The organism is Polyangium sp. y55x31 (genome assembly GCF_029946505.1).
GTDB lineage: Bacteria > Myxococcota_A > Polyangia > Polyangiales > Polyangiaceae > Polyangium.
This window is the reverse complement of record NZ_JARZHG010000001.1, coordinates 268,335-286,865: the sequence shown is the minus strand read 5'-3', so window position 1 is coordinate 286,865 and position 18,531 is coordinate 268,335. Positions and strand designations below refer to the sequence as shown.

The 18,531-nt window shown below is 68.0% G+C and carries 15 protein-coding genes; 10 read left to right on the top strand and 5 right to left on the bottom strand.

Features of this window, described 5'->3' with window-relative positions; all coding sequences use genetic code 11:
* The first annotated feature begins 559 nt into the window (after positions 1-559).
* A complete protein-coding gene (locus QHF84_RS00805) occupies positions 560-1,075 on the top strand; it encodes a hypothetical protein (RefSeq protein ID WP_281311187.1) in 516 nt (171 codons plus the stop codon).
* Between the two features lie 411 nt (positions 1,076-1,486).
* Here the strand turns inward: QHF84_RS00805 and QHF84_RS00800 are convergent, their stop codons facing one another.
* Positions 1,487-3,682: a prolyl oligopeptidase family serine peptidase gene (locus QHF84_RS00800; RefSeq protein ID WP_281311186.1), complete on the bottom strand. Its 2,196-nt coding sequence runs from the start codon at positions 3,680-3,682 to the stop codon at positions 1,487-1,489.
* A 92-nt stretch (positions 3,683-3,774) separates the two neighbouring features.
* Between QHF84_RS00800 and QHF84_RS00795 the strand changes: the two genes are divergently transcribed.
* The 4 genes from QHF84_RS00795 to QHF84_RS00780 all read left to right on the top strand — a co-directional run bounded on the left by QHF84_RS00795 (position 3,775) and on the right by QHF84_RS00780 (position 8,400).
* The gene (locus QHF84_RS00795; RefSeq protein WP_281311185.1) at positions 3,775-4,359 is read left to right on the top strand and encodes a hypothetical protein; all 585 of its coding nucleotides are present in this window, start codon (positions 3,775-3,777) and stop codon (positions 4,357-4,359) included.
* A 63-nt stretch (positions 4,360-4,422) separates the two neighbouring features.
* Positions 4,423-5,364 (top strand): hypothetical protein, encoded by a 942-nt coding sequence (locus QHF84_RS00790; RefSeq protein ID WP_281311184.1) that lies wholly within the window; start codon positions 4,423-4,425, stop codon positions 5,362-5,364.
* Complete coding sequence (locus QHF84_RS00785) at positions 5,361-6,965, top strand: L,D-transpeptidase (protein WP_281311183.1); 1,605 nt, start codon at positions 5,361-5,363, stop codon at positions 6,963-6,965. The genes QHF84_RS00790 and QHF84_RS00785 overlap by 4 nt, the downstream gene beginning before the upstream one ends.
* A 109-nt stretch (positions 6,966-7,074) precedes the next feature.
* The gene (locus QHF84_RS00780) at positions 7,075-8,400 is read left to right on the top strand and encodes an ATP-binding protein (protein WP_281311182.1); all 1,326 of its coding nucleotides are present in this window, start codon (positions 7,075-7,077) and stop codon (positions 8,398-8,400) included.
* A gap of 14 nt (positions 8,401-8,414) precedes the next feature.
* Here the strand turns inward: QHF84_RS00780 and QHF84_RS00775 are convergent, their stop codons facing one another.
* Both QHF84_RS00775 and QHF84_RS00770 read right to left on the bottom strand, forming a co-directional pair.
* On the bottom strand, positions 8,415-9,314 hold the full coding sequence (locus tag QHF84_RS00775; RefSeq protein ID WP_281311181.1) for a hypothetical protein: 900 nt from the start codon (positions 9,312-9,314) through the stop codon (positions 8,415-8,417).
* Positions 9,315-9,354: 40 nt separating this feature from the next.
* Entirely contained in the window at positions 9,355-11,052 is a 1,698-nt protein-coding gene (locus QHF84_RS00770) for a choice-of-anchor Q domain-containing protein (protein WP_281311180.1), read from the bottom strand.
* A gap of 107 nt (positions 11,053-11,159) precedes the next feature.
* Between QHF84_RS00770 and ggt the strand changes: the two genes are divergently transcribed.
* Both ggt and QHF84_RS00760 read left to right on the top strand, forming a co-directional pair.
* Entirely contained in the window at positions 11,160-12,950 is a 1,791-nt protein-coding gene (gene ggt, locus QHF84_RS00765; RefSeq protein WP_281311179.1) for a gamma-glutamyltransferase, read from the top strand.
* A 1-nt stretch (position 12,951) separates the two neighbouring features.
* Positions 12,952-13,374, top strand: coding sequence for a PPC domain-containing DNA-binding protein (locus QHF84_RS00760; protein WP_281311178.1), 423 nt, complete (start codon positions 12,952-12,954; stop codon positions 13,372-13,374).
* A gap of 3 nt (positions 13,375-13,377) precedes the next feature.
* Here the strand turns inward: QHF84_RS00760 and QHF84_RS00755 are convergent, their stop codons facing one another.
* On the bottom strand, positions 13,378-14,583 hold the full coding sequence (locus QHF84_RS00755) for a hypothetical protein (protein ID WP_281311177.1): 1,206 nt from the start codon (positions 14,581-14,583) through the stop codon (positions 13,378-13,380).
* A 146-nt stretch (positions 14,584-14,729) separates the two neighbouring features.
* Between QHF84_RS00755 and QHF84_RS00750 the strand changes: the two genes are divergently transcribed.
* From QHF84_RS00750 to QHF84_RS00740, 3 genes are all read left to right on the top strand, one after another.
* Positions 14,730-15,356, top strand: coding sequence for a CDP-alcohol phosphatidyltransferase family protein (locus QHF84_RS00750; RefSeq protein ID WP_281311176.1), 627 nt, complete (start codon positions 14,730-14,732; stop codon positions 15,354-15,356).
* 146 nt (positions 15,357-15,502) lie between these two features.
* On the top strand, positions 15,503-16,420 hold the full coding sequence (locus tag QHF84_RS00745) for a DNA adenine methylase (RefSeq protein ID WP_281311175.1): 918 nt from the start codon (positions 15,503-15,505) through the stop codon (positions 16,418-16,420).
* A gap of 63 nt (positions 16,421-16,483) precedes the next feature.
* A complete protein-coding gene (locus QHF84_RS00740; protein WP_281311174.1) occupies positions 16,484-17,182 on the top strand; it encodes a class I SAM-dependent methyltransferase in 699 nt (232 codons plus the stop codon).
* A gap of 3 nt (positions 17,183-17,185) precedes the next feature.
* On the opposite strand, the gene QHF84_RS00735 is transcribed toward QHF84_RS00740, so the two are convergent.
* Positions 17,186-18,517, bottom strand: a complete 1,332-nt coding sequence (locus QHF84_RS00735; protein WP_281311173.1) for a diaminopimelate decarboxylase — start codon at positions 18,515-18,517, stop codon at positions 17,186-17,188.
* Positions 18,518-18,531 lie beyond the last annotated feature (14 nt).

Below are 18,531 nucleotides of genomic sequence, written 5' to 3'. Positions count from 1 at the left end.
GCTCGCCGCCGCCGGCCGCGTGCGCGCTTCCCCTCCCGCGTACGCACCCTGCTCCCTTCGCGAGGACGTGCGCCTCTCCGGGCGTCCTCTCCCTCTCCGGGCACGAGCACCTGCGCCTCCTCGGGCGTGTTGACCTTCTCTGTCCGTGAGGACGTGCGCCCCCCCCGGGCGTGCTCTCGCTCCTCGCGCGTAAGGACGTGCGCTCCCCCGGTCGTCCTCTCCCTCTCCGGGGCACGAGGACGTGCGCTCCCCCGGGCGTGCTCACGCTGATTGCGCGCGAGCACATGCGCCTCCCCAGGCGTGCTCACGCTGATTGCGCGCGAGCACATGCGCTCCCCTGGACGTGCTCGCGTTCCTCACGCGCGAGCAGGTGCGACCCTCCGCGCCTGTTCACCCTCTCTGTCCGCGAGGACGTGCACCCCCTCGCGCGTGCTCACGCTCCGCGCGGCCGTTCACAGAGCAAGATTCCGCCGATGACAGCATTCGGCCCCTGCTTATCTTGCGGCCCTCACCCCAAGACTCTCGCTCCTTCCATGAGGGTGCGAGCATGGAGGTTTTCGTGAACGACAAGATTGCTCCCTATATGGGCCCCAGCATCATCGACGTGACCAGCATTCGTCCGAAGCTCGTGGACGCCGCCAATGGCACGCTTTCGGGCGCGCGGCGCCAGAAGCCCGGTTTTCCGGAGATGTTCGACGAACTTTCGAAGGCCCTCCCGCAGTACGGCGAGACCCTCGGCGTTCACCCCAGCATGTTGCAGAACATCGTCGACAAGACCGCCACACTCGACGAAATCCGAGCGCTCAAAAAGGATGTCCTCAAGCTCGCCGAGGTCCTCGAGGAGAGCGAGATCTACTACGAGGACGCGCGTGAGTCCGACATCAGCCGCATCGGCGGATTCCTCGACGCCACCATTCAGCACGGCGACCCATCCGTGCAAGCCGCCTTCAACAAGACCCTGGCATACCGCGCCCAGTACGCGAAAAAGGCCGCCGAGACACGCCGCAAGAACAAGCAAGCCCGTCCCGAGACGAACGCCGAGCCCAGCACGGAGCCCAGGTCCCCGGGAGTCTGAGCATTGGTTTCATCTCGTAGCCGGTTCGCTGGGGCGTTGCCCCAGGCCCCAGCAGGGGCTATCCGCCCCTGCACCCGGGGCCTGCGCAAGCGCTGGACTCGGGGTCGATGAACTGCGCGATGCGCAGTTCATCGAACGGGCCGATTCAAGACCGGCGACGACCCTGCCAGTCAAGACGGCAGCGTTGACGGCTCGACGGGCGACCCTCCGTCGCGCGTGAGACGGCCCCTCGTGGTCTTGCCACCGGCCTGTGGGAAGAACTGCGCATCGCGCAGTTCTTCCCCAAATGGTCCAGCGCTTGCGCTGGTCCGGGTCGAGGGGCGGACAGCCCCCGCGGGGTCCGGGGCAGCGCCCCGGCGCGGCGGCCCCCCGGCACGACCGAGAACTTGCTCGCGGCGAACGCTCGGTGAGTCAGTGCGCCACGTGCCCGTACGCAAACGCGAGCATATCGACCCCCTGCTCCACGCGGCTCTTCACCATATCCGCGCCGCCGTGCCCCGCGTGTTTCTCCACGCGCATCAGCACCGGCTGATCCCCCGCCTGCGCCGCCTGCAAGGCCGCCGTCGTCTTCCACGCGTGCAGCGGATGCACGCGATCGTCCGCGTCCGCCGACAGCATCAAGAATGCCGGGTACTTCGTCCCGGGCTTGACGTTGTGATACGGCGAATACGCGAACAGCGCCTTGAACAGGCTCTCCTCCTTGGGTGAGCCATACTCGGCGACCCACGTCTTCCCGTCGCCGAACAGCGGATACCGGATCATGTCGAGCACCGGCACCGCGCAGAGCACCGCGCTGAACAGATCCGGCCGCTGATTCGCCACCGCGCCCACGAGCAGCCCGCCGTTCGATCCGCCGTATGCGACCAGCCTGTCCGTCGACGTGAGCTTCTCCTTCACCAGCCACTCGGCCGCGGCGATGAAATCGTCGAACACGTTTTGCTTCTTCGTCAGCATCCCGCCGCGGTGCCATTCCTCGCCGTACTCCGCGCCGCCGCGCAGATTCGGCACGGCAAGGCCGCCGCCATTCTCCAGCCACGTGTAGTACATCGGCGAGAATGCCGGCGTCTTGCTGATGTTGAAGCCGCCGTAGCCCGTGAGGATGAACGGCGTCGTGCCATTCTTCGGGGCGTCCTTCCTGCGGACGACGAACATCGAGACCTGCGTGCCGTCCTTCGACGGATAAAACACCTGCTCGACCACGTACGGGGCCGGATCGACCGGCGCCTTGACCGCGTACCAGAGCTTGCTCTCGCCGCTCTTGACGCTCGCCTCGAAGATCGAGGTCGGATACGTGAACGACGTGAACACGTAATAGGCGCGATCCTCGTCCGGCTCGCCGAAGAGGCCGCCCGTCGTGCCGATTCCGGGCATCTTGATCGCGTGGACCTTCTTGCCCGCCGTCGTCCAGACCTCGATCTCGCTCGACGCCTTGCGCAGGTACGTGAGCGCGAGGTGCCCGCCGACGACACCTGCGTCTTCGAGCACCGCGTCCTTCGACTCGGGCACGATCTCCTTCCACTGCTCGCGCGCCGGTTTGGCCGGGTCGATCGCGAAGATGCGGCCCCGCGGCGAACCTTCCGTCGTGCGGAGGTAAATCACGTCCTTGTAGGCGAAGGCGCTCATCGAGCCCTCGTAGCCCTTCACGAGATCGACCCACGCCGCGCCCTTCTTGCGCAGGTCGAGGAACTTGATGCCGTTCACGTTGCCGCCGTGCAGGACGTTCACCACGAGGAAATGGCCGTCGCGCGAGAGCCGCGCGTCGAGCTCGGTCTCGGGATCGCCGTTTTTCGCGAGCACGAGCGTGTCCGTCTCCGCCTTCTGCCCGAGCTTGTGGAAGCGCACCTCGGAGTAACCGGGCAGCTCGGAGGCTGGGATCTGCGCGTCGACCGGGACCGAGACGTAATAAAAACCGTCGCTCTTCGGGGTCCAGAGCGGGAAGGCGTACTCGGCGCCCGGGATCGTGTCGATGACGCTGTCCTTGCCCGTCGTGACGTCGCGCAGCCGCATCTGGCCCGCGTCCGCGTTGTTCGGGTGCACGATGTACGCGACCCATTTGCCGTCGTACGAGGGAACCCACGTGCCGAGCGAGGTCGAGCCATCGGCGCTGAGCGAAGCGACATCGATCAGGACCTTCTGTTCACCCTTGTCCCCCTCGCGCCAGTAGATCGTGCGCTGCTCCTTGTCGGCGGGCTTGTGCGACCAGAACGAACGGTTTCCGCGGCGCACCGGCGGGCTCATCGATTCGAGGTACGAGAGCGCGCGGAGCTTCTCGGCGAACGCTTCGCGCTTCGGCAGCTTCGCGAGCTCGGTACGCGCGAGCTCGTCCTCTGCCTTCACCCACGCTTGCACCTCGGGCGAACGTTCGTCCTCGAGCCACCGGTAGGGATCGGCGACCTTGACCCCGAAGAACGTATCCGACGCGTCGACCTTGCGCGTGGCGGGGTAGGGGAACGCGGCCGTCTTCGCGGGCATCACGGGTCTTTCCTCGACCATGACCTTCGTCGCGACCTCGGAGTTACCGCCGTCGGGCGGGGGAGGCGGCGCGCCGGCGCAAGCGGCGAGGAGCACGGGCAGAACGGCGAGCGACGAGGTGCGCGAGAGCTTCATCGGCGCGCATGATGGTCACGCGTCGCGAGGGTTTTCAAGGGGCCGATCCCGTGGCAGAATCCTTCCCGGTTTTCCGGTCGAGGGAGGTGCTCGTGCGAACGTGGCTGTTTTCGCTCTTCGCGCTCGTGGTTCCTCTGGGGTGTGCGGCTCCGCCGAACTTCCCCTCGCAAGAGGAGCTCTACGACGAACCCCGGGATTTCAATCGCTTCGCGGTCTTCAGTCATGGCCGCGAGGTGATCGGCGGTCAGGTGAACCCGGGCGGCGTGCTCGGGCTCGACGTGAACCTCGGCCGCTACACCGATCCGGACGATCACGCGCTCCGCGGGCACGTCTACGGTCGGCTCGTCAACATGCACGTGGAGGGCGATCGCGTGCGTGGGCTCGCGTCGTCGCTGCCGTTTGATCTCACCATCGCGCGTGACGAGCGCGTGGTCACGGCGCGCGGGCTCGTCTACGGACGGGACGTCGAGGTCGCGATGAGCGACGAGCGCGCGCACGTGGTGCTCGGCCGTTGTGAGCTCGACCTCGGGCGCCGCGGGCCGGTGTACGTGGGCAAGCGGCGTTGTGACGGACGCTGGGAGCCCGAGGAGGTCGAGCTCCAGGTCGGCCGCGGGTTCGCCTCGTGGAGCGACGCCGAGCGCCTTTCCGCGCTCTCCTTGATGCTCTTCCTCGACTGAGCACATCCCGCGCACGGCTGCCTTGACGAACGGCGCCTTCCGAGGCTCTACTCTGCGCCGACCATGAAAGGCACCGCGCTCGTCTACAGCTCGCACGACCGATCCGACCTGATCCACGATCACTTCATCGTGCAGCGCGCGCTGCGCGGCGAGAACAACCGGCGGATCCTCTTCCTCCCGATGTCCGAGACCCCGCAGAACGGGAGCGAGTACGAACGTCAGGAGTTCGCCTGGGGCAACTTCCGCTACTTCTTCAGCTTCTACGACCGGTTTGGCCTCGAGTACCTGCCTTTCTACTGGAACAGCGGGCTGCGCGCCGAGGACGTCGAGACGTTCTGGCATTACCTGTGGTCGTCGGAGGTCGTGATCCTCGGGGGCGGGCACAGCGTGACGGGCCTGCACCGCTACAAGGATCTCGGCGCGCGTTTCAACGGCGAGCCCGGCAAGTTCGGGCGGATCCTGCACGAGCGCAAGGCGCGCGGCCTGCTCACGGTGGGCTTCTCGGCGGGCGCCGATCAGCTCTGCGAGCACATCTTCCGGCGCACCTACGACGACTACACGGACACGAAGGGTTTTGGCCTGGTGCGCAAGTCGATGATCACGCTGCACCACGATTCGAGCCGCAACGGCGACCTCTGGGACGCGGCGCGGCGCTTCGGCGACTACCGTGTCTTCGGTCTGCCGAACGACGCGGGCCTGAACGTCGACTGGGGCGTGCTCCCGTCGGGCAACATCTGGCAGATCTACGAGTTCGTCGTGGATCGGACGTGGGACATCCCGTCGGATCAGTTCCACATCCGCACGCGGCAGGGCGCGCTCATCGATCACTTCGATCCGCACGGCCGGCACTGGGCCTTCGACGATGGTGATCACCTCGTGCGGATCCAGTCGCCCGACGGCCGCTTCGACGAGTCGTGGATGACGGCCGGCGGCGGGCTCCTGCACTACGGCAGCCGCCAGCCGAGCCGGTACTCGAGCATCTCGGAGATCCTCGCCTCGCATTGACCCGGACCCGCTTCACGCTCCTCTGCGCGCTCGCGGCCGGCTGCGGCGGCCCGAAGGCCGAGACCGTGCCCGACGCGGGCGCAGAGGCAGGAGCGGATGCGGACACGGCAGCGGACGCGGCAGCGGCAGCGGATGCGGCAGCGGCAGCGGATGCGGCAGCGGACGCGGCAGCGGACGCGGCAGCGGCAGCGGCAGCGGAAGCCGACACGGATCCGCCCCGCCTCGGCTCCATCGGCTTCACCACCTTCATCTACCAGGATCGCTCGCGAAAGCGCCGGATCGGCGAGGTTCGTCCGGGGACGACCGTCGTCCTCCAGAGCGACGAGCCCGTGGAGGTGCCGCCTTCGCAGCTTGGCGGCTGCAAGAGCGGCCGCTTTTATCCCGTCGCACCTCGCGGGTTCATCTGCGAGGACGAGACCATCACCCGCAACCTCGACGATCCACGCTTGCGCGCGCTCGCGCTCGCCGCCCCACGTGAAGGCCCGCGGCCGTACGACTACGCGTTTTCCACGCGGGCGCCGATGTACGGCCGGATCCCCACGTCGAGCGAGCAAGCGCGGACCGAGCGGCGCCTGCGGCCCATTTCGGACCTCGCGCGCGTGCGCCGCTCGATGGACGGGCACGAAGATCTCGCCGATCTCACGCCCGCCCCGGCGCGGGATCCCATTCCCGAGTTTCTGCTCGGCGGAAAGGAAGCGCCCGTGCCCGCGGGCCGGCGCGGCGGCCTCGTGCGCAAGGAGATTCCGCACGGAGCCATGTTCTCCTTTTCGCATGCCTTCGACGTCGAGGGACGCACGTTCCTGCTCTCGCCCGAGCTGACCCTCGTCCCCGCCGATCGCATGCGCCCTTTCCGCCCCAGCGTGTTCCGCGGCGTCGCCATCGACGGCACGAATCCATTACCGATCGGCTGGTTCCGCAAGACCACGCGGACGAAGTACGCGCGCGCGGAGAGCGGAGCGTTCGTTCCGACGAGCGAGACCTGGGCGCCTCGCACGTTCGTGCGGTTGTCGGGGAAATCGATCACGCACGAGGGCGATCTGTACTGGGAGACGCGCGAGCCCGGGCCGACGTATGCGCGGGCGCGGGACATTTCGGTCGTCGCCGAGCCGGAGGCGTGGCCCCGGATGGTGGGGGCCGACGAGAAATGGATCGACGTGTCGCTCTCGCGCGGGACGATGACGCTGTTCGAGGGGCGCCGCGCGGTGTATTCGACGCTGATGTCGCCGGGCGCGGGCGGCGTGACGGAGTCGCCGAAGGCGACCACGGAGGAGCTCGTCCGCGGGGCGTTCACGCCGCTCGGGAGTTATCGTATCGCCGTGAAATACCGGGCGGCGCAGCTCACGGACGAGGCGACGCCGGATCCGTCGTCGTTTTGGATCGCCGACGTGCCCTGGGTGCAATACTTCCGCAATCCATTCGCAATTCACGCGGCCTATTGGCACGAGGACTTCGGCAGCCCGAAGAGCGGGGGCTGCATCAACCTCTCGCCCGAGGACGCGTCGATCGTGTTCGCCTGGACCGACCCGCCCGTCCCCGAAGGCTGGTCGAGCGCGGACGCGCGACCGAGCGAGCCGGGGACGTGGATCGTGATTCGGCGGTAACGGTACGTCAGAGCGAGGACGCCCGTTCGTTCGGCAGGCAGGTTCGAATCGAATGGCGTGCCCCACAGCGAGCTTGTCATGGTCGTGGCCGTGCAGTAAAAAATGGCCGATGACGGCTGCCATATGCAGTCTGGTCGAGTCCGCGCGCCCCGGGGAATGCCCGCCGACGGAGGGCCTGGAGCCTCCCCCATTCCTCGTCGGTGTCATCCAGGATCTGTCGCTCGCCCGCGACATGCCGACCATCATGGAGATCGTGCGGAAGGCGGCGAGGGAGCTCACCGGCGCTGATGGCGCGACGTTCGTCCTGCGCGAGGGCGACCTCTGCTACTACGCGGAGGAGAACGCCATCGGTCCTCTCTGGAAGGGCCGGCGATTCCCGATGTCCGCGTGCATCAGCGGGTGGGCCATGCTCCACGGCGAGGCCGTCACGATCGAGGACATCTACGAGGATCCCCGCATCCCGGTCGATGCTTATCGGCCGACGTTCGTGAAGAGCCTGTGCATGGTGCCCATCCGGACAAAGGCGCCCATTGGCGCGATCGGCAATTACTGGGCATCTCGGCACCGCGCGACGCCGCACGAGCTAGGGCTCCTCCAGGCGCTCGCCGATAGCACCTCGGTGTCGATGGAGAATGTCGCGGTCTACGCCGAGCTGGAGAAGCGCGTGAAGGACCGGACGCGCGAGCTGGAACAGAGGAGCCGCGAGCTCGCCGAGGAGCACGCGGCGCTCCTCGAGCTGCAGCGGCAGAAGGAGGAGCTCAGCGCGCTCGTCGTGCACGATCTCAAGAGCCCCGCCGCCGCGATCGCGCTCGCGGCCTCGCTGCAGCTCCGGAGCCAGGACCTGAAGCCCGCGGATCGGCGCCGCTGGGGCATCGTGTTCTCCTCGGCGGAGCGGATCATCCGCACGGCGGCCAACGTGCTCGACATCGCCCAGAGCCAGGACGGCAGGCTCGTGCCGCGCCACGTCGACGTCGAGCTTTGTGGGTTGCTCGCCGAGATTCGCGAGGTCGTCTTGCCGCTCGCCGAGAAACGCGAGCAGACCATCGAGCTGTCTTGTGACGTGCCCGAAGGCGCGCTCCGGGCCGATCGGGATCTCCTCGGGCGCACGCTGCAGAACCTCGTCGACAATGCCCTTCGGTATAGCCCCGCCAAGAGCACGGTGCGCATCGAGGCGCACGCGGACGCCGCGTGGGTGACGATCGCCGTCTGCGACGAGGGACCCGGGATACCGGTCGAGATGCGCGGGCGCATTTTCGATCGGTTCGTGCGGCTCGAAGAGAATGCCCGCGGCGGTTGGGGGCTCGGGCTCTCGTTTTGCAAATTGGCCGTCGAGGCGCACGGCGGCACGAGCTGGATCGAGGACAACACGCCGCGGGGGAGCCGGTTCTGCTTCCGGCTCCCGACGGCGTTGGCCCAGGGCACGCTGATGACGTGACGCGCGAAACGAGGCTACTGGCAGTTGCTCGTGGAGCTGCAGGCGTTGCCCTTCACCACCGTCGCTTTGTAGGTCGAGGTGCAGCTCGCCTCGCAGAGATTGTCGCCGCAGGTGAACGTCAGATCCTGGCAGGTGCCGTGCGAGCCGCTGCACGTGAGCTTGCAGGGGCCGTCGGCGCTGCACTGGACCTTCCCGCCCATGCCCTGGCAGGTGTTTTTCGCGGAGCAGATCACCTCGCACGCGTGCCCGGCAGGGCAGTTGATGACCGTGCCGTCGCTGCATGCGTCCATTCCGTTGCAGTCGACGACGCAATGGAAGCCGGCGGGGCAATCGATGGTCGTGTTCCTGCATTGACCGCCGCCGCACGTCTTGAGGCACGTGCCGGGGCTCGATTCCAGCCACCCGCCCGGGCAGCTCTGACCCGTGGGAGGCTTCGCGACGCCACACGCGCACGTGCCTTCCGCGTCACAAAGCTCGCCGGGCGTGGAACACGCGTCCGCGCCGACGGGGACGGGCTGGCACGAGCCGACGTCGCCCGGCTGATTGCAGGCGTGGCACGCGTCCTTGCATTCTTCGTTGCAGCAGACGCCGTCGGTACAGTGACCGCTGTTGCATTCGATACCCACGAGGCACGGGGCGCCGTCGTTCTTCGTGAGGCCTCCGCCGCTCGACGACGACCCATTGCCCGTGCCGCCGGCGCCGCCATTCGCGCCGGCGCCGCCCGTGCCCGCCGCGCCGCCTCCGCCGCTCGCGCCGGCGCCGCCCATTCCGGCGCCGGTGGAGGCGCTCGCCGAGCCTGGGCCCGCGGGATCCATGCTTCCTGATTGATCGAGCGTGCACGCCGAGACGAGCGCGCTGCACGTGGCGAGAGATACGACGAACGTCGGGAAGAGGGACGAACGAGGCCAAAGCATGCCGAGATGCTACGCCGCCTCGGGACCTGATTGCAATGCGTCAGGGTTCGTACGCGCCGAGCGTGCACTGGTCCGGATTACGGGGTTTTCCCCTCTGATCCGTGGCCGGGCAACCCGCGCCTGCGCCGATGACCGGGCTTCCGGCTTGGGGCGCGATCGTCCGGGTCGCACCGCCGTTGTCGGCGAGGTCGCCGAGGAGCGGGTCGGCCCGGGTGATGCCGGGTGTGCAATCCATGTCGTCTTTCTTGCCGTTCGGCCACTGGAGGTTGTTTTGCCCCGTGCCGGGCGGCTGGGCGTAGGCATTGCCGGTGCAATTGAGGGGCGTGTACTCGTTGTCCGCGTCGTTGCTGATGATCGTGTTGCGGACCTCGAGCTTCGTGACGTTGGAGATACCCGAGGCGAACTGCGCGGCGTTTCCGGCGATCGTGCAGTTCGTCACCTTGCCGGTGGTGTTGTCGCCGATGATGAGGCCGCCGCCGATGCCACGCGTGGTGAAATCGGCGCGGGGATAGGTCGCATTGCCGGTGATGGTGACGTTCGTGAGGTCCGCAATCGCGGGCGTCGCGCCGTGGCCGAGGATCCAGAGGCCGGCGAAGCCTTCGGCTTGGTTGTTCGAGATCGTCGACGCGGTCATGGTGACGTGCGTGCCCTGGATGTAAAGGCCGCCGGCGCTGCTCGACATTCCTTCGGCGCCCGCGTGATCCTCGATGGAGTTTCCGTCGAAGGTCGAGCGATCGATCGTCGTCGGTTCGGTCTCGTAGCCCGTGCGGAAGAGCGCGCCGCCGAAGGCGCGGCCCTGGTTGTTCTTCACGACCACGCCGCAGAGAGAGAGCGTGCGGCCCTTGCCATCCATGCTGATCGCGCCGCCATTGCCGCCGCGGCCGGCCTGCTGGCCATTGGGATCGATGTAATTGGCGCCGTAGCCGGTGGCATGGTTGCCCTCGATCGTGCTGTTCGCGAGGGTGATCGCCGCGCCGAGCGCGCCGATGGCCCCGCCGTTCGCGGCGCGGTTGCCCGAGAAGTGGCTGCCGCTCACGGTGAGCGTGCCGAGGCCGATGCTGTAAATCGCGCCGCCCGCGACGTCCGGGCCCTCGAGCGCGGCCTCGTTGTCCAGAAAAACGCAGTCGATGACATTGACGTTGCCGCCGACGTGGTAGATGGCGCCGCCGCCGCCGTCGGTATCGGTGCCGAGCGGAATGGCCGTGCCCGAGGCTTTGCCGTCCCGGAGCGTGAGGCGCTGCACGGTGAGGGTCGGGCTCGTGGCCTCGTAGTTTTTCGTGTCCATCTCGAAAATGCGGTTTTTCTTGCCGCCGCTCAGCGTGACCACGTCGCCGCCGTCGATGACGGTGTCGGCGGAGATGTGTTTGGCCGAGCTCAGGGTGATGGTGACCGGATCGGGGCCGCAATCGAAGACGATGACGCCGCCGTTCGCGAGCGCCGCGTCGAGCGCGGCTTCGGTGCAGCTCGCGGCCGTCCCCGTGCCGACGACGGCGGTCGGTTTGGAGACGTCGGCGAGCATCATCGGCGGGTCGCAGACGATCGAGGTGCTGCCGCCGCCGCTGCCGCCCGTGCCCCCGTTGCCGCCACCGCCGCCGTTGCCGCCGCCGCCGCTGCCGCCCTCTGCGCCGCTGCCGGCGTTGCCACCGCTTCCGTTTTCGCCGCCATTGTCTCCGCAGGCAGCGAGGAGCGTGGTGCAGGTGAGCGTGACGAGGGTGATGGACGAAAAGAAAGATCGCATGGAGGACCTCCGCGGTTCCCGTCCATCCTTACGCGAGTCGCGCGGGGGCATGAAGACGTTCGTACGATCGATGCGGGACGGCGCCTCGCGCGTGGTATGAAGCGCCCGTGAACGCCCACGCTGCCGCGCGCCGGCTCCTTCTTCGCGCAACGTTCGTCGTTTCCTCGATCCTCGCGGCCTCGTGCAGCGAGGGAGCGAAGCCCCCGGAGGTGCCGGCGATCGCGGCTTCGCCCGCCTCGTTGCCCGCACTCGCGCGCGTGCCCGCGACGTGGCGTTTCGATCTGAAGGCCGCGCCCGCATCAGGGCGGGACGGCATGGTCACGAGCGACGCGGCGGATGCGACGCGTGTGGGCGTGGAGATCCTCAAAAAGGGCGGGAACGCGGTCGACGCGGCGGTGGGCGTGGCGTTCGCGCTCGCCGTGGTGTTTCCGCAAGCGGGAAATGTCGGCGGCGGGGGATTCATGGTCGTGCGGGCGGAGAAGGGCGAGGTGCGCGCGCTCGATTTCCGCGAGACCGCGCCGGCGAAGGCGACGCGGGAGATGTTCTTCGGCAAGAATGACGCATCGCTCGTCGGTCACCTCGCGGCCGGGGTGCCGGGTGCGGTGGCCGGGCTGTGGGAGGCGCATCGGGCCTATGGAAAACTCCCGTGGAAGGATCTGGTGGCGCCCGCGATCCGGCTCGCGGAGGAGGGGTTCGTCGTGGACGAGGGGCTCGCCGAGATCATCCGGGGCCGCGCGGCGGATCTCGCGAGGTTTCCGGCGTCGGCCGCGATGTTTTTGCCGGGGGGAAAGCCGCTCGCCGTGGGGGCGGTGTTGAAAAACCCGGAGCTCGCGCGGGTGCTCTCGCGTATCGCGGAGCGCGGGGCGCCCGGGTTTTACGAGGGTGAGACGGCAAAACTCGTCGTCGAGGAAATGAAGGCGGGTGGGGGAATCGTGACGGCGGAGGATCTCGCGGCCTATCGGCCGGTCTGGCGGACGCCGGTGGAGATGGAGTATCGCGGGCACAAAGTCTTCGCGATGCCACCGCCCTCGTCCGGCGGGCTCGTGCTCGCATTCACGCTCGGCGTGCTCGAAGGTTACGAGCTCGGCAAGATGGGATTCCTTTCGCCCGAGGCGCTGCACGTCACGGTGGAGACGTCCCGTCGTGCATTCGCGAAAAGAAATCACTTCCTCGGAGATCCCGCATTCGTGCCGATCCCCACGGGCGAATTTCTTTCGGCCGAGGCCATCAAGGAAGCGCGGACGTCGATGGACCCGGCCCGCGCGACGCCCTCATCCGAGGTCGGACCCGGGCGCGGGGGCGCGAACGAGAAAAAACACACGACGCATTTCTCGATCGTAGATCGCAGCGGCGCGGCCGTGGCGCTGACGACGACGATCAACACGTCGCTCGGCTCGGCCGTGGTCGTGCGCGGCGGCGGGTTTCTCCTGAACAACGAGATGGACGATTTCGCGACGGAGCCCGGAAAGCCGAACGTCTTCGGCCTCGTGCAGGGAGAGGCGAACGCGGTCGCGCCGGGCAAACGGATGCTTTCGTCGATGACGCCGACGATCGTGGTCGGGCCCGACGGCGCCGTGCGAATCGTGACGGGCGCGGCCGGCGGACCGACGATCATCTCGGCTGCGCTCGCGGTGATCACGAACGTGCTCGATCACGGGATGGGCGCGACCGCAGCGGTGGGCGCGCCGCGGGTGCATCATCAGCATCTGCCGGATCAGATTTTCGTCGAGGAGGGAGGGCTGCCGGAAGACGTGTTGCGAGCGCTCGGCGCACGCGGGCACAAGTTCGAGGCATGGGACGCGATCGCGGACGCGCCGTCGATCGTGCGAGGTCCCGGCGGCGTGTGGACGGGCGCGGCCGAACCGCGGAACAAGAGCGGGCTCGCGCTGGGGCTTTGAGATGGAGCCGAGGACGTCACCGCTGCTCGCGCATGTGCTTCGCCTCCGCCCGGGTCAGGACCTGTTGCGCTCGCTCGAAGCGTATGTCGCGACGCACGGGCTCGAAGCCGCGGTGATTTTGACGTGCGTGGGGAGCCTCGACGGGGCCTCGATCCGCTTCGCGAACCGCGAGGAGGCGACGTGGATCCCGGGGAAACACGAGATCACCTCGCTCGTGGGCACGCTCTCGGCCAGCGGCGGGTCGCACGTGCACGTGGGCATCGCGGACGGCGACGGCGTCGCGCGGGGCGGGCATTTGATGGAAGGATCGCGGGTTTATACGACCGCGGAGGTCACGATCGGCGTGCTTCCGGCGTTGCGGTTTGCGCGGGAGCCGGATGCGACGTACGGCTACGACGAGCTCGTGGCGTATCCGAAGGAATGACGTTCAGTCGAGGTTGCCCTCGGTCGCGATCTTGAACCACGACCGCGTCGGGGTCTTCTGCTCGCGCGTGACGAAATCGCCGATCTTCGCGTGCACGGTGGCCGTGCGGTGGCCTTCCATCTGCTTCGGGTGTTTCTGGCCCTGGTCGAGGTAACACCGCACGAAGATCGCGTCGTCCATGCGCGGGAGCGCGGCGACGTTGCGGATCCATTTCGTCCAGGTCGGCGGTTCGAGCAGGTATTGCTCGACGTTCGATACGTAGAACGTGCTCACGCGGAGGTCGTTTTTCTGGAGGAATGCGGCGATGGCCGGGAATGCGCCGTCGCCCGCGAAATCGCCGACGATGGGGACCACGCGGCCCTCGCGCTCCATGGCCTGGACGAAACGGAACGCCGCGTCCGTCGCGAGGAAGCCGCGCTTCTTGCCCGCCGGATCCGCCCCGCCGAGGAGCTCGCGCAGGGAAGGGTATTTGCGGCCGGAGTTTTCTTTGAGCTCGAACCGGAGATCGATCTGTTTGTCGAAAAAGACCTGCGTCATCCGCGCGAGCGAGCGCTTGTCCTTGTCCGTGAGCGTGACGCCGTAGGTCTCCTGCATGCGCTTCATCGCCCGATCGACGGTCGTCGCGAAGAGCTTCGGGTCGGGCGCTTTTGATTCGGCGTGCTTCAGGACGGCGTCGATGTCGGCGTCCGCGGGCGGGGCGGTGGCCGCGTCGTAGGGACGGCCGACGAGCAACGCGAGGAAATGGGAGCGGCTCTCGGCCTCTTCGAAGAGGAATCGATAATAAAGGTGCTGGAGGAGATTGTCGCGGCGGATGTCGACGATGAACGCGAGGCGAGGGCGGGTGAGCGCGAGATACGTAAAATTCTGCTCGGGTCCGACGCCGATGTAAACGCCCCCCGCGGGCCGCGCCGCGAGCGCGTCGGCGGTCTGGAGATACGAGGTCTCGTTCGAGATGAGGTTGTCGGAGATGAAGTCGCCCCCCGGCTCGGAGAGGGAGCGAACGAGCTCACCAAAAGGGCCGTATGCAGGAGCGGCGGGGGCGGAGGCCGAGACGACGGCGGAGGCGCGCGCGGCGGCGGAGGCGGACGGGGCTGCGGACGCGGGCGCGGAGGCGGCGGGTTCGTGCTTGGGCGGGTCGCACGCGGCGGCGAGGAGGAGGGCGAGGACCGGGGCGAGGCGGGGGAGCGGGCGCAGGGTTTTGGGGGCCATGGCGGACCGGGGAACGCCTCGGCGGGCGGGCGTCGTCCAGGGCGTCGAGGGTCCGATGGAAACGCGCGAGGTGTCAAGGCGTGGAGGGGGCCGTGCTGGGGATCTTGGCCGCGTGCCAACATTGTGCCATGGATGCCAGCGCTGCCATGAAGAAGCCCCGACGCCGCCGCTTCTCGATGATCCGTGACTTTCAAGTCGCGGATTTCTTGACCCTCGGCAATGGATTTGCCGGCACCGGGTCGATGCTGGCGACGATGAAGTACGTGGCCTCGGGCGACGTGACGTTCCTCCGGCTCGCGTTCGGGCTGCTCCCGGTCGCGCTGTTCTGCGATTTCCTCGACGGGCGCGTGGCGCGGGCGCGGCGCGAGGTGTCGATGCTCGGGCAGGAGCTCGACTCGCTCGCGGATCTCGTGTCGTTCGGCGTGGCCCCGGCCGCGCTCGCGTTCGGGCTCGGGATGCGCGGGGGCTGGGACGCGATCGCGCTCGTGTATTTCGTGGCCTGCGGGATCAGCCGGCTCGCGCGGTACAACGCGACGGCGAGCCAGCTCGCGGACGAGGGGGGGAAGGTGAAGTATTACGAGGGGACGCCGATCCCGACGAGCCTCGTGCTCGTGGCGCTGTTCGGCGCGCTCTCGGCGAATGGGCACATCGGCGAGGCGCTGCCGGGCGGAGCGATCGAGCTCGGGCCGTGGGTGCTGCACCCGATCGTGTTGCTCTTCGTGGTGAGCGGCAGCGCGATGATATCGAAGACGCTGCGCATTCCGAAGCCCTGAACCCGTGAAGCCCGATCAGTTGTTCAGGGACAAATTTTCAGCACACGAATCCGGGACAAGTTTTCAGCGATAGAATTTGTCCGGAACTTCTTCGATCGAAAGTTTTGCCGGGCGCGATTCCCCATTGTAGTTGCTGGGGTATCCACATGCTCGAGCGCGCGATTCGACCGCTCCACACCCCGGCCGCAGTTCCCCTCCCGTCCGTCCGCCCCGGGCCCCTCAAGGCCCGCGGAAAGCCGCGTCCGGACATTCGTGAAATCGAGCCGGGGACGGCAAAACCCTTCATCAAGTGGGTTGGCGGGAAGCGGCAGCTCCTCCACGAGCTCGAGCCGCGCATTCCGTCGCGCTTCAATACGTACCACGAGCCCTTCGTCGGGGGCGGCGCGCTCTTCTTCCACCTCATGCCCGAGCGCGCCGAGCTCAGCGATACGAACGAGCGGCTCGTGCGCACGTACATCGGCGTGCGCGACGCCGTCGAGGACGTCATCGATCTCCTCGCGTCGTATCCGCACGATCGCGATTTCTTCATGAAGTTGCGGTCGAGCGACGTCGACGCGAAGACCGACGTGGAGGTGGCCGCCTGGTTCATTTACCTGAACCGCACGGGGTTCAACGGGCTTTACCGGGTGAACCGGCAAAACCAGTACAACGTGCCGTTCGGCGATTACCAGAACCCCACGATCTGCGACGCGGAGAACCTGCGCGCCTGCTCGCGGGCCCTGAAGCACGCGTCGATCCGGGTGGCCTCGTTCGAGGACGTCGCCGCGCGGGCGCGGCCGGGCGACTTCGTGTATTTCGATCCGCCCTACGTGCCGCTTTCGGCGTCGTCGAGCTTCACGTCCTACACGAGCGGCGGCTTCGGGATGCGCGAGCAGCAGAGGCTGCGCGACGTGGCGCGCGAGCTGAAGGAGCGCGGCGTGCGGGTGCTCCTGTCGAATTCGTCCGCGCCCGAGGTGTATTCGCTCTACGGGGACGGCTTCGAGCTCGCCGCCGTGGGGGCGTCGCGCGCCATCAACTGCAAGGCCGCGGGGCGCGGACGGATTCAAGAGCTCATCATCCGGTGAAACGGCCGCGAGCGTCTCTTCGGAGGGCTCCCGGTCGCGAATCACGCGTCCGATGAAGCGCGCATGCGCGCCGTTCTCCCGCACCACCGTCCAGGCACACTCGTGCTTTCTGCGTCCCAGTGGGAATCGATCGAGGCGCTCCGCGAAGGCGCGCCGGTGACCGACGAGGCGATCGACGCCCTGTACCCCGCGGACATTCGCGAGCTCTCGTCACGCTTCTGGACGCCCGTCGCCATCGCAGCGCGCGCGGCCAAGCTCTGCGCGCCGGAGGGGCGGCTGCGCGTGCTCGACGTGGGCGCGGGCGTGGGGAAATTCTGCCTCGTCGGCGCGCTCGTCACGGAGAGCATTTTCGTGGGCATCGAGCACAGGCAGGCGCTCGTGGACGTGGGCCGCGAGGTGCTCGCCGCCGTCGGCGCGAGGAACGCGCGGCTCGTGCACGGGACGATCGAGGACATCGATTTTTCCTATTTCGACGCGCTCTATTTCTACAATCCATTCGAGGAGAACCTGGTCGCGCCGTCGTGGCAGATGGACGGCGCGGTGCCCTTGTCGCTGGAGCGCTTCCAGGAGGACGTGACGCGGATCGAGGCCGCGCTGGAAGCGGCGCCGCCCGGGATGCGGGTCGTGACGTACCAGGGGTTTGGCGGGAAGATGCCGCCCGATTACGAGATCGTCGAGGAGGACCCCGAGGGCACGCAGCACCTCAGGCTCTGGGTGAAGCAGGAGCACAGGCCGCACCGGATTCCGCCGTCGCGGCGCTAGCACTCACGACTCGTTTCTGGAGGGCTGCGGCCGCGAGCGGCTCCAGAAGGCGACGACGTCGTGGAGCGTCTCGCGGTACCGGAGCACGGAGAGGTCGTCGCCGTCGTAGCCGAGGACGAGCGGGATGCGGCGGCTGCAATGGCGGGACCACATGCCGAGCGTGTAGGCGCCGACGTCGTGGATGAGCACGAAATCCCCAGGCTCGATGCGGGGCAGGACGATGTTCCGGGCGAGGACATCGCCCGAGAAGCAGAGGGGGCCGACGATCGTGACGGGCTCCGTCGGGCCGGTCTTGGGTCGACCTTCCGCGTCGAGGACGTCGATTTCGTGGTGCCATTCGTCCGGGCGATAGGCGCGCCGGACCAGGAGATCGGCGCCGAGGTGGATCACGGCGAGGCGCTCGTCGCCGGCCTGCTTGACGTATTCGACGCGGCTCACGGCCCAACCCGCCGTCGCGTGAATGGCCCGGCCAAACTCGGTGACGAGGGCAAGATCGCCGGCGAAGAGTCCGGGGATCTTTGCCTTCAATGCATCGACGTAAGCGGAGAGCGGGATCCCCTTGTCCTCGGGCCGGTAAGCGACAGGCAGGCCGCCGCCGAGATCGAACGTGTGGATGCGGCCTTTGCCGACGCGGCGCTCGATCTCTTCACGAAGCGAATGGACCCGGGCAACCCCCTCGACGAGGGTTTCGAGCGGCATGCCCTGCGAGCCCACGTGCACGTGCAGTGCGCGCACGAGGGGGTACGCCTCGAACGCGGCGATGATCTCGTCGCGCCGCTCGATCGGAACGCCGAACTTCGAGGAGCGAGTCGCGACGCTGGTGAGCGCGATGGATCCGCCACCGACCTGGGGATTGACGCGGAGCCCGATGAGCGGCGGCCTGCTCTTCCCGAGCATCCGCGCGATCCGATCGAGCTCGTCGAAGTTGTCGACGTTGAGCCGGAGGCCATGCGCGAGGGCCGAGGCGACGTCATCGCGGGTCTTCGCAGGCGAGTCGAAGACGATACGCCACGCCGGGCAGCCAGCCTCGAGCGCCAGCCAGACCTCTTCGAGCGAGGCCGCTTCGAGGCCCGCGCCCGCCTGGACCAGCGCGCGGAGGACCTCGACCACGGGGTTCGCCTTGATGGCGACGGCATGCAGCGTGCCCGCGGGGAAAGACGCGTCGAGCTCGGCGACACGCGCGCGGACGCGGCCGAGGTCGTGGAAGATGGCGGACGGGTTGTACGCAGCGTACGGGTCGTAAGGCTCCTGCGGAGGAAGGAAGCCCGCGGCGAGGGCGCGCCGGAGCACGGTGGAGGCATCTTCCAGGCGGGTACGCTCGAGCCAGCGACTCATCGGGGTCGTGGTAG